Source organism: Lysinibacillus sp. NPDC096382 (assembly GCF_044762845.1).
In the GTDB taxonomy this organism is placed as follows: domain Bacteria; phylum Bacillota; class Bacilli; order Bacillales_A; family Planococcaceae; genus Lysinibacillus.
The window spans coordinates 1-15179 of sequence record NZ_JBIWFC010000007.1 but is presented as its reverse complement, the minus strand read 5'-3'; the positions used below and the strand labels follow the sequence as shown (position 1 = coordinate 15179).

The 15179-nt window shown below is 35.5% G+C and carries 16 protein-coding genes and 1 pseudogene; 13 read left to right on the top strand and 4 right to left on the bottom strand.

All coding sequences use genetic code 11. From position 1 onward, the window contains the following. Positions 1-341: 341 nt before the first annotated feature. Entirely contained in the window at positions 342-1019 is a 678-nt protein-coding gene (locus ACIQZA_RS11685) for a class I SAM-dependent methyltransferase (protein WP_402882626.1), read from the top strand. 379 nt (positions 1020-1398) lie between these two features. Here the strand turns inward: ACIQZA_RS11685 and ACIQZA_RS11680 are convergent, their stop codons facing one another. Beyond that, positions 1399-1608 carry an excalibur calcium-binding domain-containing protein gene (locus ACIQZA_RS11680; RefSeq protein WP_400934053.1) on the bottom strand — a complete coding sequence of 70 codons (210 nt, stop codon included), beginning with the start codon at positions 1606-1608 and terminating at the stop codon, positions 1399-1401. Between the two features lie 1127 nt (positions 1609-2735). Between ACIQZA_RS11680 and ACIQZA_RS11675 the strand changes: the two genes are divergently transcribed. The 3 genes from ACIQZA_RS11675 (at position 2736) to ACIQZA_RS11665 (ending at position 4876) form a co-directional block, all read left to right on the top strand. Continuing rightward, positions 2736-4061, top strand: coding sequence for an MFS transporter (locus ACIQZA_RS11675; RefSeq protein ID WP_402882625.1), 1326 nt, complete (start codon positions 2736-2738; stop codon positions 4059-4061). Positions 4062-4143: 82 nt separating this feature from the next. After that, positions 4144-4377 carry a DUF3953 domain-containing protein gene (locus ACIQZA_RS11670; RefSeq protein WP_400933684.1) on the top strand — a complete coding sequence of 78 codons (234 nt, stop codon included), beginning with the start codon at positions 4144-4146 and terminating at the stop codon, positions 4375-4377. A gap of 241 nt (positions 4378-4618) precedes the next feature. Further along, positions 4619-4876, top strand: a complete 258-nt coding sequence (locus tag ACIQZA_RS11665) for a YjcQ family protein (protein ID WP_402882623.1) — start codon at positions 4619-4621, stop codon at positions 4874-4876. Between the two features lie 27 nt (positions 4877-4903). Here the strand turns inward: ACIQZA_RS11665 and ACIQZA_RS11660 are convergent, their stop codons facing one another. Further along, a complete protein-coding gene (locus ACIQZA_RS11660) occupies positions 4904-5950 on the bottom strand; it encodes a hypothetical protein (RefSeq protein WP_402882620.1) in 1047 nt (348 codons plus the stop codon). An 812-nt stretch (positions 5951-6762) separates the two neighbouring features. Here ACIQZA_RS11660 and ACIQZA_RS11655 point away from each other — a divergent pair. The 3 genes from ACIQZA_RS11655 (at position 6763) to ACIQZA_RS11645 (ending at position 10182) form a co-directional block, all read left to right on the top strand. Next, complete coding sequence (locus ACIQZA_RS11655; RefSeq protein ID WP_142511069.1) at positions 6763-7194, top strand: BrxA/BrxB family bacilliredoxin; 432 nt, start codon at positions 6763-6765, stop codon at positions 7192-7194. Next, on the top strand, positions 7182-7973 hold the full coding sequence (locus ACIQZA_RS11650) for a class I SAM-dependent methyltransferase (RefSeq protein WP_402882618.1): 792 nt from the start codon (positions 7182-7184) through the stop codon (positions 7971-7973). The genes ACIQZA_RS11655 and ACIQZA_RS11650 overlap by 13 nt, the downstream gene beginning before the upstream one ends. 1612 nt (positions 7974-9585) lie before the next feature. Next, the gene (locus ACIQZA_RS11645) at positions 9586-10182 is read left to right on the top strand and encodes a YpjP family protein (RefSeq protein WP_402882616.1); all 597 of its coding nucleotides are present in this window, start codon (positions 9586-9588) and stop codon (positions 10180-10182) included. 193 nt (positions 10183-10375) lie between these two features. On the opposite strand, the gene ACIQZA_RS11640 is transcribed toward ACIQZA_RS11645, so the two are convergent. After that, positions 10376-10849 carry a tyrosine-type recombinase/integrase gene (locus ACIQZA_RS11640; protein WP_402882614.1) on the bottom strand — a complete coding sequence of 158 codons (474 nt, stop codon included), beginning with the start codon at positions 10847-10849 and terminating at the stop codon, positions 10376-10378. 61 nt (positions 10850-10910) lie between these two features. Between ACIQZA_RS11640 and ACIQZA_RS11635 the strand changes: the two genes are divergently transcribed. The 5 genes and pseudogenes from ACIQZA_RS11635 (at position 10911) to ACIQZA_RS11615 (ending at position 13784) form a co-directional block, all read left to right on the top strand. Further along, the gene (locus ACIQZA_RS11635; protein ID WP_402882612.1) at positions 10911-11159 is read left to right on the top strand and encodes a hypothetical protein; all 249 of its coding nucleotides are present in this window, start codon (positions 10911-10913) and stop codon (positions 11157-11159) included. Further along, a complete protein-coding gene (locus ACIQZA_RS11630) occupies positions 11156-11998 on the top strand; it encodes a PD-(D/E)XK nuclease-like domain-containing protein (RefSeq protein WP_402882611.1) in 843 nt (280 codons plus the stop codon). The genes ACIQZA_RS11635 and ACIQZA_RS11630 overlap by 4 nt, the downstream gene beginning before the upstream one ends. Positions 11999-12153: 155 nt before the next feature. Beyond that, positions 12154-12503 (top strand): annotated as a pseudogene (locus tag ACIQZA_RS25545) (replication protein); the annotation flags it as partial. Then, a complete protein-coding gene (locus tag ACIQZA_RS11620; protein ID WP_483869825.1) occupies positions 12497-13204 on the top strand; it encodes a DnaD domain-containing protein in 708 nt (235 codons plus the stop codon). The pseudogene ACIQZA_RS25545 and the gene ACIQZA_RS11620, both read left to right, overlap by 7 nt. Before the next feature lie 157 nt (positions 13205-13361). Then, a complete protein-coding gene (locus ACIQZA_RS11615; RefSeq protein ID WP_402882604.1) occupies positions 13362-13784 on the top strand; it encodes a RusA family crossover junction endodeoxyribonuclease in 423 nt (140 codons plus the stop codon). 230 nt (positions 13785-14014) lie between these two features. On the opposite strand, the gene ACIQZA_RS11610 is transcribed toward ACIQZA_RS11615, so the two are convergent. Then, complete coding sequence (locus ACIQZA_RS11610) at positions 14015-14212, bottom strand: hypothetical protein (RefSeq protein ID WP_402882601.1); 198 nt, start codon at positions 14210-14212, stop codon at positions 14015-14017. Positions 14213-14625: 413 nt separating this feature from the next. Here ACIQZA_RS11610 and ACIQZA_RS11605 point away from each other — a divergent pair, with 413 nt between their 5' ends. Then, positions 14626-14787, top strand: coding sequence for a hypothetical protein (locus ACIQZA_RS11605; protein WP_402882598.1), 162 nt, complete (start codon positions 14626-14628; stop codon positions 14785-14787). Positions 14788-15179: the final 392 nt, after the last annotated feature.

Sequence of the window (15179 nt, the reverse complement as noted above, 5' to 3'; positions counted from 1 at the left end):
TAGGTTACTTAATAGAATAGAAACATTGATATATCAATGTTTGTAGAGGATAAATGAAGCTGATTTTGCAATTGAGCAAGCAAACAGCAACATTTATCCTATTTTTGTTCCTAAATTTAGTTTTTTGAGAAGTAAACAGATAAATTTTAAGAATATCGAATTAACTCTAATGAACATAAACTACTTATAGAATCATGAAATCGTCACTGAACGAATATGCTAAAGGCTTATACAAGAATTTCATTTCGAATAAAAAGGCATTAATATTATAATGTGGAAAAATGGAAATCAGTATGCAACAAAACGTTCATTTTATTGAAAACACAAGGAGGTCAAGATAAATGAAAATTACCATGCGATATGGGGTTGACGCTCCATTTTGGGTTGCCAATTTAATTATTATCGGGCTAATATTTACGTTATCGGGTGTGTTTGGTTCAGCCAATGGATTTGTATTGAGCTATGGTTTGATTTGTCTTGTGACGGGCCTTTGGATGTTTACATACTCAACAACAATCAAAATCGCACACAGAGAAGTGATTTTGAGTCTTGCACAAGCTAAATCAGGTGATGAACTTCTTGATGTGGGTACAGGTCGTGGACTTTTAGCTATTTCCGCATCTCAAAGGGGTTGTAAGGTGACAGCCGCTGATGTTTGGTCAAAATGGGATTTGGGAGGGAATGGGAAAGCTAAATTACGAGCTAATATGATTGCTGAAAGTGTGGCAGAAATCGACATCGTAGATGCTGACGCCCGGGAACTTCCATTTTCGGATGGTAGTTTCGATGTTGTTGTCTCAAACTTCGTAGTCCATAACATTAAAAGTGTAGAAGGAAGAAGGAAGGCAATTCTTGAAATGTGGCGAGTTTTAAGGCCAAATGGTCGATTAGTCATTTCTGATTTCAGTAAAACTGCTGAATACATTCATATATTGAATTCAGTCTCCAATCGCGTTGAAATAAAGCAATTTTTTTATACATTTCCGTTTTCTAAAGCTGTTGTTGTGCAAAAGATTTAAGAAATCAATATACAGAAAAGATGATTATCAGTTTTCTTTTAACGAGTTGGATATTAAGTTGGTTTAAGTTTGACGAATTGTTTATTCAAGCGCTTAAGGAAATATTTAATAAAAAGGTGACGATTGCTAGTTATTATTTTATATTTTTTAGTATTGGGGCAATTGGAGACTTAGTCTTATTTTTTAACGGAAATTATATTACCAATTTACTCAGCTAACGATCAGATTGCGGAATAATGACACATTAAAAGCACAGAACTCTCTGTGCTTTTTAACCTTCAATCTCATAATAATGAAGAGAATTCTATTAATGTTTTGAGGATTGATCATCAAGTAGGGCAATGAATTTAAGATATTCACCTTAACAGAATTACAAACTTTATCTCTCGCAAGCAATACCATCTTTGTCACGATCTTTCGAAGCATTTGCTTTATATAGTTCAGCTGATACAAAAGGTGCGTATTTTGTTTTTCCACCTTTATTTTTTACATTGGCATCTTTAGCAACGCCACCTTTGTAGTCCTTATTTAACTCTTTACAATTTTTGTATGTTTTCGCTGCAGCCTCTGTTGGTGTTGGGATACTCATTGTTCCGCCGATTAATAATGCACCTGCGATAATTGAAGTAGCTAATTTTTTCATAAATGTTCCTCCTAAAATTATTTTTATTGTTTGATAATGAAATACATACTAACAATAGTGATTTAAGTGGATTTTCCTTTGTTATTGTTAATTGATGTCAAACAATAGGATTAATGACCTTGAGTAAATAATACTATTATATTAGTGATAAAACAATCCATTATTGTTTTATATTTACAAAATGGTTGCGGTGAAATACATAAATATGTTTCTTTTAAAGCAATTTTTTTAACTCGATTAATATAAATGATTTAATCATTACCATAGCGTTATTCTTTAAATAGAAGGAAATCATCTCTCTTTATCGAGAAAGTAGATGAAAGGCGGTGTATTTAAATTGAGTGTAATAAGAAATGACACAGTTTTTACAACCAATCTAAAAGAAGCCTATGAATTTGAACCACATTACTATCCCTTACTAAAGGTGTAGATAATGTTGAAGTAGAACAAAATAGCGATTATTGCTACGTGAAATTTACTATGGAGTGTATTGATGGATTAGGTGAACAAAGTTGGAATATAGTAGAGCGTTTTGATTTTGAAAGTTTAGTTTTTACGGTATGTATTCGGACGTTGTACGAGAGATTTTAACTGAGTAGGATTAAACATAATGACTTCCGCAGATGAGTGTGGAGGGCTTTTATTATATAACAGATGTTATAGCTAACTGGCGAAAGCATTCGTGACATAAGAATACTTTTACCATTAGCAATCCCTTTATAAGATTAAAGTGATTGCTATCCGCTCTGGTAAAACTCTTAATATTTCGAATTGTTTGAAAACAATTCGATAAAATGTATAATTATTTAAAGGGGAGGTAATAAATACCGTATAAATTGTTTTGGTGTCGTTCGTTTTCAAATAAATTAAAATTATCATTCGAGGTTAAACAAGTAGGAAATGTTCAATCTTCATAACAATGTTCCACCTCTATGATACTACCTCTACTTGGAATTCTAAACTAGAAAACAATACTGTTATACCTTTTTTGCCAAAACATTCTATGCAGTATCTTCATTTTGCTTGCAGATAATTCTTTCAAAACAATCTAGGGATGCGGAAGGAGATATGTGATGGAAAAAAACTCAAATCTATGGAAAATTGTATTTGTAGCTAGTTTTATAGGTTTAACAGTTGATGGTATGGATATCCAAATGTTGTCATTGGTTATGCCGAGCCTAATGGACGAATTCGTCTTAGATACGAAGGCTGCTGGTTGGATCAGTACATTCTCGCTATTAGGGATGTCACTTGGTGGAATTCTGGGCGGTTGGTTATCTGATCGCTTTGGCCGTGTTAAAATGATGACCTATATGATGATATTATTCTCAGTTGGAACGGCTCTCTTAGCTTTTGTACAAACATATGAACAATTTATTATTGTTCGTTTCATATCAGCAATTGGTATGGGAGCTGAATATTCATTAGCCACAATGTTAATGGCTGAATATGTAAAAGTTAAAAATAGAGCAACTATTATGGGCGTATTAGGTTCTTCCTATTCATTAGGATATTTAGTCGCGGTTTTATTAGCGGGCGCGATTCTACCTGAATATGGTTGGAGACCATTATTCTTACTATCAATCTTCCCGGTTGTTGTGGCGATTTATATTCGAGTAAAAGTACCTGAACCTACTGGCTGGAGATTGGCTAAAAAACAAGATAAGACATCAAAAGTAAAGAAATCAAATGAATGGCTTGCGTTGTTTAGGGATAAGAAAGTTTTTACAATCTTTCTATTTTGGATATTAACTTCTTCCTTATTGCAATTCGGATATTACGGAGTAGGTACTTGGTTACCGACGTATATAGTTAAAGAATTAGGCTTTAATTTCAAAGAAATGACAGGATATTTAATTGGAACATATACAGCATCGATTTTTGGTAAAGCACTTGCTGGTTGGGTTGCCAATGTAATTGGTCGTCGTTGGGTTTTCGTAATAGCAGGATTATCTACAGCGGTCATGCTTCCAGTCATATATTTTTATCAATCACCAGGAAACATCATTGTTTTAATGACTGTTCTAGGTTTCGTATATGGAGCGCCGTATGGTGTAAATGCTACTTATTTAAGTGAAAGCTTCCCGACTCCTTTTAGAGGAACCGCTGTAGGTGCGGCTTATAATACGGGAAGAATCGGTGCAGCTATAGCTCCAATCCTTATTGGAATTATCGCTACTTCACAATCCATAGGATTTGGACTAGCTGTGTTAGGTATTTCTTATGCATTCATGGGGTTAATTCCTGCACTATTCATTAAAGAGAAAATGTATGATACTTTTGAAAACGATACTAAAGGAGAAATGTTAGAAAAAGAGGGGGAGGTAGGGGAAGAAGAAGTTCTAGCAAAAGAGGTTCTAGTGCAAAACCCCACTGCCGCCAATGTTAACAAGGGATAAATTAAATAGATACAGTCATTTCCACAACCTCTTTTTTATTGTATGATAAATAAAAGATGGAATTTAAGAGGGGTGGGATATTATGCTAAAAATTTTGCAAATTGTTTTTGCAATCATAGGAATATCTCTCTCAGCTTATGAACTTATCACACGTGATTACCAGCTGAATTACCTAATGATATTCTTCTTAGGTTTATTTGTTCTAACTTTAGGAATTAAAGAATTTCAAAGAAAAAGAAAAGCTTATGGTTGGTTAATGATTGCGCTATTTTTATTTTCAGTATATGTGTCAATTCAAAGTTTCATATGGATCTAAATAAAGGAGTGGTGTCCACTCACTATAATTCAGTCAAACTACTATAAACTAAAATACAATTTGCTTTGCGAGATAACGTAGTGTAGCCACGGTTTCACAGATGAGCTAACTAAAAAATTAAATATTTTACCGCATCAGACGAGCCTTACATCTAGCACCGTAAGGCTTTTTATTATGGAGTCATTATGTGACAAATGTTACCTTTTAATCTATATTATAAATAGATTGGAGGTAGCATTGTTTGGATAAGGGAAAATTAATATTAGATATTCTAGAAGGATTAATTAATCAGGAAGAGCCTAAATTTTATGATTTTGAAATAGAAAAACAAACATTCGGAGAAATCGTTGAAACGATCCAAGAAAAAGGGTTCATTTCTGGTGCGAGCATTTATCGTGAATGTCTAGAGAATAAAGTAATTTCGGTTTCCTTGTATAACGCCAAGGTTGAATTGAAAGGATTAAATTACATAGAAAATAATATTATGAGTCACATCTAACTGTAGTGAACCCCAAAAGATAGATTTTTAGTTTAACTTTTGGGGTGAAGTACAATTGAGTGAATATTTTTTATTTACTGGTACAACTACTGTTACTTTTTCACCAATAAATCTGTTATCTTTTGAAGCACTATCAAAAACAAATTTTAATTCTTTGACACCTTCTAAACCTTCTTTTCCTAAATTAAAAATAACTTCGCCTTTTTGTATTACTTTGCCAATAAATTCGGACTCAAAATGAGAAATTTCAACAATTGAATTGATTTGACGTTTTGTATCAGTAATCATGTTCGCTGAATTTGGATGGAAACTTAAAGTATCATCAGATAAATTTTCTCCTGTTATAGATAGGATAAGTACATTTGTTTCAGCATCTGTTTCAATCATTTTTGGATCACGTGCAACTAGTTTAGCTGTTTTTATTCCATCAATTGAAAATTCAACATCAGCACTTTTGTATTTTTCAGTTGGTGCTTCATATAAATCAGTGATTGTATATGTACCTGCAAAATCATCTTTCACTACTTCACCAGCATTCGCTTCTGTTAAATTATCTGCTTTATTGGCTTTACTTTCTTTGTTTATTTCAATGTCAGTAGAACCTGTTACAGCTTTTTCTAGTGAAGCCGCATACTTAGCAAATTCGTTATCTTCCATATCACCATTCATTTGTAATAAGAACTTTCCACTTTGATGGGTGTGAGAATAAAACATAGGACTTGAATTTCCTAATTCATCATAATAACTCTTTGCTTTTTTTAGATTTTCTTCATTATCGAATAAAAATATTCGACCACCTGAATCAGCACCAAGAGAAGGAATTAAAATTCGTTTACCTTCTTTTCGAATGTTTCCAAATTCATCATTTGGTAAATCCGAAATTTCTCCTAGGTCTAAACCATCATCTTTAAAATGTTTAATTACATCATCTGTTGTTTTAGCCAGTACTTTTTGATGCTCTTCAGTTTTAGCACCATTCTCTTTTGGCTTATCGTCCTTTGATGAATCGCTTTCACATCCAGCTAATCCTAAACTTAATACGAATGCTGCACTAAAAATTAATTTTTTCTTCATTAAAAATCCTCCCTTTATATTACCATTCTAGGAAATTTGGAGGGAGAAGTACATAGACAAATTGAAAACTGTAATTGGGTGTGTGACAAGCATCGAATGGTGCAGAAAAAATTATATAAAATCCTTCGTCATGCAAACCAGACTTTTCCAAAATGAGGTAACTCTTTGTTAAGTCAGTATATTTTTGCTTGCTCTTCTTTGAAATACCATAGCCTATAGGGAATTGGGGAACTCTAATCTCATACATCTATGTGATTCACTGGAATCTTGCCATATCCATTCTGCGATTTCTTCGCTATGCATCACTAAATTTTCATTTATAGCCTTTATTGCTATATCTCGATTATAAAAACACGTGATATCAGTAAATGTAATTCTTAATTTTCTTTCAAGTTCTTCATCCGTCAATTTACAAAACATTACTTCATTGTTTGATATCATTTTTTCTCTCCCTTATAAAGAATATGTTAATTTAACTCCTCGATAAATTTATGTATATATATTTCATTTTAATGGAACCTTTTTGTTGAGTACATAATATTTTAATACTTGCCAAAATATATAAGTTCGCGAAAACATTAATAAAGTTATTCATAACGACTATTACAAACTGTGGGATAATAACATTCATTTTTTGGTGTGTAACGAGATCAATCAAACGAACCTCCGTTACAAAAAAAGCCACCAAAATCACGAAAAAGTCACATTTCCCCCGAAAACCCATGAAATCGGGCAAAAGGCAAGTCTTTGTACATTCGTGAGAAACCTTGCTATAATAACCTTTGCGAATACATATGAAAGAGGGTAAAAGCATGAACGCTTACGATGAATATATGAAACAGGTAGTGAAACCGATGCGTGAGGAGTTAGTGGGGGCCGGATTTACGGAGCTTACGACGGCTGATGCGGTGAATGAGTTTATGGCGGAGGCGAAGGGGACTTCGTTGGTTGTGATTAACTCGGTTTGTGGTTGTGCGGCTGGGTTGGCGCGTCCGGCTGCTCGTGAGGCAGTGGAGGCGGTGAAGCCTGATCATCTTGTGACTGTTTTTGCAGGTCAGGATCCTGAAGCGACTGTTGCGATGCGTAGCTTTTTTGAGGATGTGCCACCAAGTTCACCGTCGATGGCGATTTTAAAAGATGGGCAATTGGCATACTTTATTCCACGTGAACAAATTGAAGGGTTCCCTGTGGAGCAAATCGTTTCACATTTAACCGGTGTTTTAGAGCAAACATGCGAGAAGTAAAAACGATTGTTACAACAGCGGGCAGACCAGACGATTTATCGTTGGGGCTCGCTGCTTTTGCGTGTAAACAATTAGATGTATCGTTTGAGCCGAGAAAAAAGCGTTCTGTTCGGAAGATCTCTCAGGAATTGCATGCACATGTAATAGTTGCTGGGAAAAATCGTTTTGAGTATTATGCTTTTGGAGCAAATGAGCCATTTTTCTTTCATCCAAATTCAGCGGCGTTTCGCTTAAAGCGTGTAGCTCGTGGGGAAGCGGAGCCGTTTTTGGAAGCGGCACAGCTTAAAAAAGGAGATTCAGTGCTTGATTGTACATTGGGACTTGCTGCGGATGCAATGCTGGCGGCTTTTACAGTTGGCAAAGCGGGGCGAGTCGTTGGACTAGAAGCGAATCCTAATGTGGCCTTTATAGTTGAGCAAGGAATAAAATCCTATGATACGACTGAGTTGCCGTTAACTGCATGTATGCGTCAAATTGAAGTGGTGCAGGTTGAAGCAGTTAACTATTTGAAAACTTTGCCGGACAATACTTTTGATGTCGTGTATATGGATCCGATGTTTGAAGAGATTATTGAAAAAGCCAATAATTTTGAAGCATTACGCTTAGCTGGGGAACATGTGACATTAACGGATGAATGGGTAAGTGAGGCGAAACGAGTAGCAAGAAAACGGGTAGTATTAAAGGCTCATTTTCGCTCAGAATGGTTTGCCAAATATCAATTTTTACAATTAACAAGAACAGCTGCGAAGTTTCACTATGGTGTTATAATTGTTGATTAAAGTAAATATTGAGTGTTTTCTAGAGGCTTATTCATATTGAACTAGCCTCTATTTTTTATCTATAATTCTAAATATGATAATATGCACCACCAAGGTAATTCGAAATAAAGTATTTACTTTTTAAAAACTCTGTAGTATAATATAAACCGTGCTATTTTAGGTGGCATATTTACGTAATCTGGAATTCTGCTTTTTGTTTTTGAAGATACTTATTCACACTGGCGCATGCTTTGGGGCTGCAAGGACGCAAAAGAAGGTTGGGTTTGCGTTGCTTAAGTTAGAAAGCACACAGTGGAATTTTACCGCGGTGATGAAACTAAATGTTTCAATATAATATTCCCCAGATGATTGGGTTGAGACTTTACAATTTACGAAAAATGTTGCCTATTAAATACTAAAGGGGTGGCTTCGCAAAAGCGAGGCTGCCCCTTGCCTAATTTACGGATAGAAAAGCTGAAGTGACGGAAAGAACCATCGAAAAGACATATAGAAGAGCCTAACAGTAGACCGATTATGTCTACTTTTTTATGTAATAAATTTCTAGTTGTCGCATCCTATATAGTTCTTTTTTATAATTTTTTCAGATGAATATTTCAATATACAATGTAAAAATGGCTAAATTGATTTGCAAACCATTTATCATGTTCAAAAGCATTGCGGTCTGCTAATATGTGATGTTATGGATAGGGTGTGAAATCTTTATTCTCTGAATATTCCTGCTTATGGAGATGTATTAGACATCCAAAAGTAGGGGTGACTATGAATCAATAAAGTCGTTTTTGACTCAGTCTCCTCGTTCAGACATTACACCAACATTTAAAGAAATATTTCATAAAGATATAGAAATTGTTGAAAGAGGAGCATTAACTTCCTTAAACGAGTTTAATTATCCAGTTAGAAGTACGCTTAAAAGTAGTAAGAGGTTTCAGATAATATCAAAGTTACCAGATGATTATTGCAACTTTGAAGCAGCAGCCCGTTATCTTAAAGATTACAGAGTGGATCAAATTATTTTAGATTGTATGGGATGAATGAAGAGCGTAGGCAGTTAGTTAGAAAAGAGAATGGTATTTTAACAATTTTGCCAACAATACTTATAAATCAAAGAATATGAAAAGTATTCCCAGACTGTAGGCTATAGATAAATTTTAGTCTACAGTCTCTTTTATTTTGCCGAAAATTAATTGTATGAGTGAAGATTCGTCAAGTAGCTCAAAAAGTTTGGGACTGTGAGCGGAAGAATTGGCTATCAAAGTAGAAAAGTCCGCAAGCTCGCGGACTTTCTTTGTAAAAAGGAATTGTATTAGTTCGTGAAGCATAAAGATGATAAGTAACCTAACATTAATAAAAGACCAATACCCATTGCGATTTCCATGTTTTGTACCTCCTTTTAAAAAAACGACACATTTAACCCGCATACTGTCAACAAATACCCGATTTGTTTGGGACAACAGGATGATGGTCATACAAACGTTTTCACAAGATGTGAAGTTTTTACTTTATACATAAATATTGTACAATGAATTATAGAAATATGAAACCTTTTATAGGCTTATGCGTATATATAAGTAATAGAATTACCAATTTGTACATAAAGAGAAGGTGTTAATTAATGAAGAAATGGGTTCAAAAAAGTATCGTCATTATGGTTGCGTTTTTAACTTTTGGATTAATTACGCCAACACATGAGATATGGGAAGCATTTGATCAAAATCCATCAAATCGTGCTTCTATCGGACCATCACCTGGGACAAGCACTGCAGAAGCAGCTGCTCTTCCGATAGAAACAGAAATACAAGAAGAACCGGTCGACTATAGTGGATTGCTCGTTGACGCGGCGAAAGAGCAATCCTATAAAAAATTCGGCACAAAAATCGGCCCGAAAATTAGCAATGAATTTGATTCCATTATCTTCCCGAAGATGGAGGAAGCCATTGCGATGACTGTAGCTAGCTTAGACGATTCATCATTAGCATCGTTAACAATTTCTGAAAAGCCTAGTGGCAACTATGGAGAAAAAATTTTCAATATTAGTAGCAATGAAACAGGGATGGATTTAATTCGCTTCCATGTCCGCACAGAAAAAAGACCACAGGAAGGTTATTATTACAACTTCCACTACCATAGTGCCGAGGACGACTTTATGGCACATAACAATTTAGGGGATATTTACTGGGAGAAAAACACACCCCCGAAATGGTTATCCTAAAAAATTACGGAACACTCGTTTAAAATGCGGGTGTTTTTTTGTCGGGAAACGTTGATATAACAACGTTTATAATGATTTGCTGAGTTTTTATATTTACAAGTTATATGGGTAGGGGAGAGAGAAAAAACGTGAGTGCCCCAAAAAGTGCCCCAATTTCATCGTTTTTTGATTTCCTCAGATTCTTCAAATGAACTCAAATTGATAATTTCATCCATAAGATTTGAAACGTGCACCTCATCTTTTTCAAATGAATGTGCATAAACTTTATAATTTTATAATCCAGTAAAATACTTTTGATGTTTTCATTCATCGGAAATTTTCGATAACTGTTTTTAGTCTTTGGCGTCCGAGCCCCGTAACGATCCTTAGTTTTATTTATGTGAATGAAATTATTTTCAAAATCAATATCAGTTTCCCACTGTAAAGCCCTCAATTCGCCAACACGCATACCTGTTAAAAATAGTAGGCTCAAACAAGCATAATGAGTAATTTTATATTTAGTGCGTGTTATTTCTAATACATTTGTTATTTCATTTACGGAAAGTGCATTTCGCTTAATACTTTCTGTTGCTCTACTTAAATTAGGGGTAGAAAACTTTTTTCTATCTATAATTTCATTTTTTATAGCAAATGTGAAAATGGCGTTCAAGCGTCTGAAAATAGACATAAGAGTTCCTTCTTTAAAACCTTTTATAATCAATGGATCTACAGTATCTAGAATTACTGAATTGCCTAAAATTTTAGAGCAACATGGTATAGCGTCAGAGGATGTTATCCGAGTTGAGTATAGTGCTAGCGATGTAGATACCATTGATGTACTTGTTCAACTGAATAACAAAGAAGCTATTGAAAAGTTAGGTGCATGTGGTAAAGAGGACAAGATAGGCTATGATGACGCCTACTGGACAAAGTATAGATTCATTAAATACGGCATTTCATTTATCTGTTTGCAACGTGAAGGCGAGGCGATAGCGTGAGAGCACTTGCAGAAGTTGAGAATCCGATGGTATTAGGAACAATCGAGCCAATAAATAACGTACCAACATTTCAATATGTAGAAATGAAAAGAGATTTTCGAGATGTCTATGGAAGTTTAATCGTATTCAACGATGATTACATGGAGTTTTCGAACGGTGATATTGGCGAGTTTTCTCGTCCTCCCTCTACAGCTCTAACGGTCGGCTCATATTTACACGCTGCCTTTGAAAGTAACGAGGCATTCACTGAATTTAAAGAACTAAATCACCACACCATTTACAACAATCGTGGCAACAAATATAAGGACTACGAAAAAGCTGATGACATGATTGAAACCATTAAAAATGACGAGTTTTGTATGTTCGCTCTACAAAGTGAAAAAGAGGTCATCTATACAGGTGAATTATTCGGTGTAGAGTGGAAAATCAAAGTCGACAACATCAATCATGAACGTGGATTTTTCAGTGATATAAAAAGCACTCAGGAGTTTCGGCAGCGCTACTGGAGCGAGAAATATAATACATGGGTTTCATGTGTACAAGCCTTTGATTATGTGCTGCAGATGTGGGTGTATCGAGAAATAATCTTTCAAAATACAGGTCGTTACTATGATCCATACATTGTGGCAGTAACTAAAGAATCGCCACCTGATAAAGCAGTTTTACGCTTCGATTTTGGACGTTTTGATTTCGAGAAGGAATATGTTCAAACGATGTTACCAAGCATGGTAGAAGCGAAGCTAGGACATAAAAATCCACATCGATGTGATAAGTGCGAATACTGTAGGGCTACAAAGAAGTTAGAAGATGCTTTCGAAATCGAGTATCTACTAGATTAGGTGGTGAAAATGGATGAATAATGTAACTCACAAAGTTCTTCTTAAGGGTAAACTTGTCATTTCCTGCGCTTACCCGGGAAATTATTTCTTATTTCCTAACCTGATTGTTAATAAGTCTGTGATAACAATTCGAATATAAGGAGGGGTCAGGGCAAATGGCTAAATACAGATACGTCTACACAACTTTTTGGAACGATCCTCGTGTGGTTGAGGAAATGACAGCAGAGGATAAATACTTCTTCTTGTATTTGCTGACAAATGAAAGTACGACTCAAATTGGCATCTATCAAATTACCAAAAAGCAAATAGCTTTCGATATGGGAAAGTGCTGGTGCATTACTACAACGCTTCAGAGACCATCATAAGCTAATTAAATACAATGAGGACACTCGTGAAATAGCTATTAAAAACTGGGGGAAATACAATCTGAATCGCGGGGGCAAACCGATTCTTGACTGTGTGAAATCAGAACTAAGAGAAGTAAAAGATACTTCATTAATTCGATGGGTAGGCGAAGGAATCTCAAATGATTCTGTACGCATCGCCTACGAGTCGTACTACGATACGTCACACGATACGTATAACGTTACGTCAGAAAATGAAGAATCCAGTAATGATGCGGGTTCTTACGATACGTCAACGATACGTGGACAAAAAGAAAAACAAACAGAAAAAGAAAAACAAAAAGAAAATAAAAAAGAAAAACAAACAAAAGACAATGAAGGTTGTCAGTCAGTTTCTTCTCAAACTGATTTTGCTAGATTAGTTGAATTTACAAATCACATTATCACACCAGTTCTTCCAACCATTGCAGAACACCTTGGTTACATCTTAGATGACTATAAAGATGTGGATTTAATCTTAGCAGCATTACAAAACGCAGTATTTAACAACGCTCGCAACAAAATTAAATATGCAGAAGGAACGTTAATCAATTGGCGTAAGGAAATGATAAAAACTTACCAGCAATTACAGACTAAAGAAGAAAGAGAGAAAAACAACAAGCGACAACAATCTAACCAATCCTATCAGAAGCCTAAAGGTCGTACAGAGGTAGTTCCCGAGTGGTTTGCTAATCGTAATAACAAAGAAGAACAACCAATACCAGCTACTGAATCTACCAACACGATAGATTTTGAGGCTGAGAGACAAAAGGTTTTAGAAAATCTCGAAAGAATGAGAAAAAGGAGTGAAGCGAATGGCTGAGAAGGTGGATGTTATGCGAGATAACATGATAGAGGAGGTAACAGACCGTATAAACCAATTAACCACGCTAGACAAGCAAACGGCTATTGATAAATACACGTTGCTGGTAGAACGGCATTAGGTTGTTTTATCAGCAGGATCCTAAGGATGTGGAAATATGAACACTTTAACATTTGAAATACCAGGGGTCATACAGCCGCAAGAACGACCTCGATTTAGTAGACGTGGTAAGAAGGTGGTCACACATGATGCACCGAAGAGTAAGGACTTCAAAGACTTTGTAAAGCTTGTAGCATATCAATATAAGCCGTCAGAATTGATTACAGCGCCAATTAAACTAAAAGCTGATATTTATCTCATGCCACCAAAGAAATACCACACAGGGCCAAAGAAAAAGCTTATAGCGAGTGGTGAATTACGACCAACGACAAAGCCCGACCTCGATAACTTGATTAAGGGCATCAAGGACGGTTGCAACAAAATCATTTGGCATGATGACTCTCAGATTGTTGATATGACAGTGAGGAAGTTTTATTCAGAGCAGCCGAGGGCAGAGGTGACGATTGAATGGGGAGCTTAACGGTACGCAAGGAAGTTAAACAGCGTAGAGCAAGGCTCATTAATCAACAGGACCACATAGCTTTTCTAGAGTGCCGAGGATGCCCGAAACGTAAAGCATATGATCCTAGCAAGAAATGCAGAAGATGCAAGACTTATAGGCAACTACGGAGTATTGGGAAAGAGCTTGAGCAGATTAGTCGTTTACGTAGGTGGAGGAAGTGAATATTTGAATGATATTGTTCGGTAAAATTAATGTTCTTTTTTGGGTTTTACAAAGAATGAAATGAAAATAACAAAAACGCCCATAGAAATGTATATTAGTGCAACAGATTTATTTGGAATAGATGAATTGTATTCGAAGGTACCTGATACTCTGCTCCATCCGCGTGAAAATAAAAAGGTGCCTAAGAAAAATATAATCCATCCCATTGTAGACATTGTTTTCATTGCATAACAACTCCTGATATATAAGTTAATAACTTATATAAGGATAACATAATTAGGTAATATTTGAAAATATGGATTTATTCAATTGCTGCACAATATGAGCAAATTGATGACGGGAAAGTGTAGTGCAATAGCAGCTTGGGGCAATGCAACAGGTTGCTATCCCAAAATGAAAAAGAGCCATCTCCTTAAAAAGAAATGGCTAAAAAGTAATCAAAGGATGAAGACAAAACGTCAAGCGAATATGCTTAACACTACTATAAATATATTGTGATTTTAGTTTTGTATAGTTGAATAACCTGGAAATTTAATAAAAAAGCCGCAGCGTGATCAGACGCTACAGCTCGAATTGGTTTATGCCCTTTGACGGTGCTTAACAAAATTATTATACCACACCGTAGGAGGGCAAACCTATGGAATTACTAACGCAAGACAAGCTAGACGCAATGATTACAGACTACCACTGGATGGTTAACGCCATCAAAGAAATGCGAGCAGAAATGGTTGCCGGGGCAAAAACGGCACAGTACGGTATCGAGGCTACACTACCGAAGGCAGTAGGCAGTAGGCAGTAGGCGGTGTAGGTGATCCAATTATGCAAGAGGCTATTAGACGTTCGAAAAATATTAAACGTGTTGCAGAGTACGAGAAGAAGCTTTTAGAGGTTCAGAAGCTTATAGATAATGTTACTGGTGATAGAGAGGTGCAGGGCTGAACAGGATGCTAGACGGCAAATCTCAACGTTGGATAGGTCAATACATGGCTTTATCAGCAACAAGCATTAAACGAATTAAGGATAACATTGTAAAACAGATGATAGCGTGATGTGGGGCCTTGGCTCCTACGAATTTATTGCCACAATCTTTGGATTGTGGCAATAAATAAGCTTTCTATTTAGGTATCTGTTAAACCTTCACGCAAATTAATAATCAATACTAATCATGGTTTATATTGTTCGTCCTCAAAT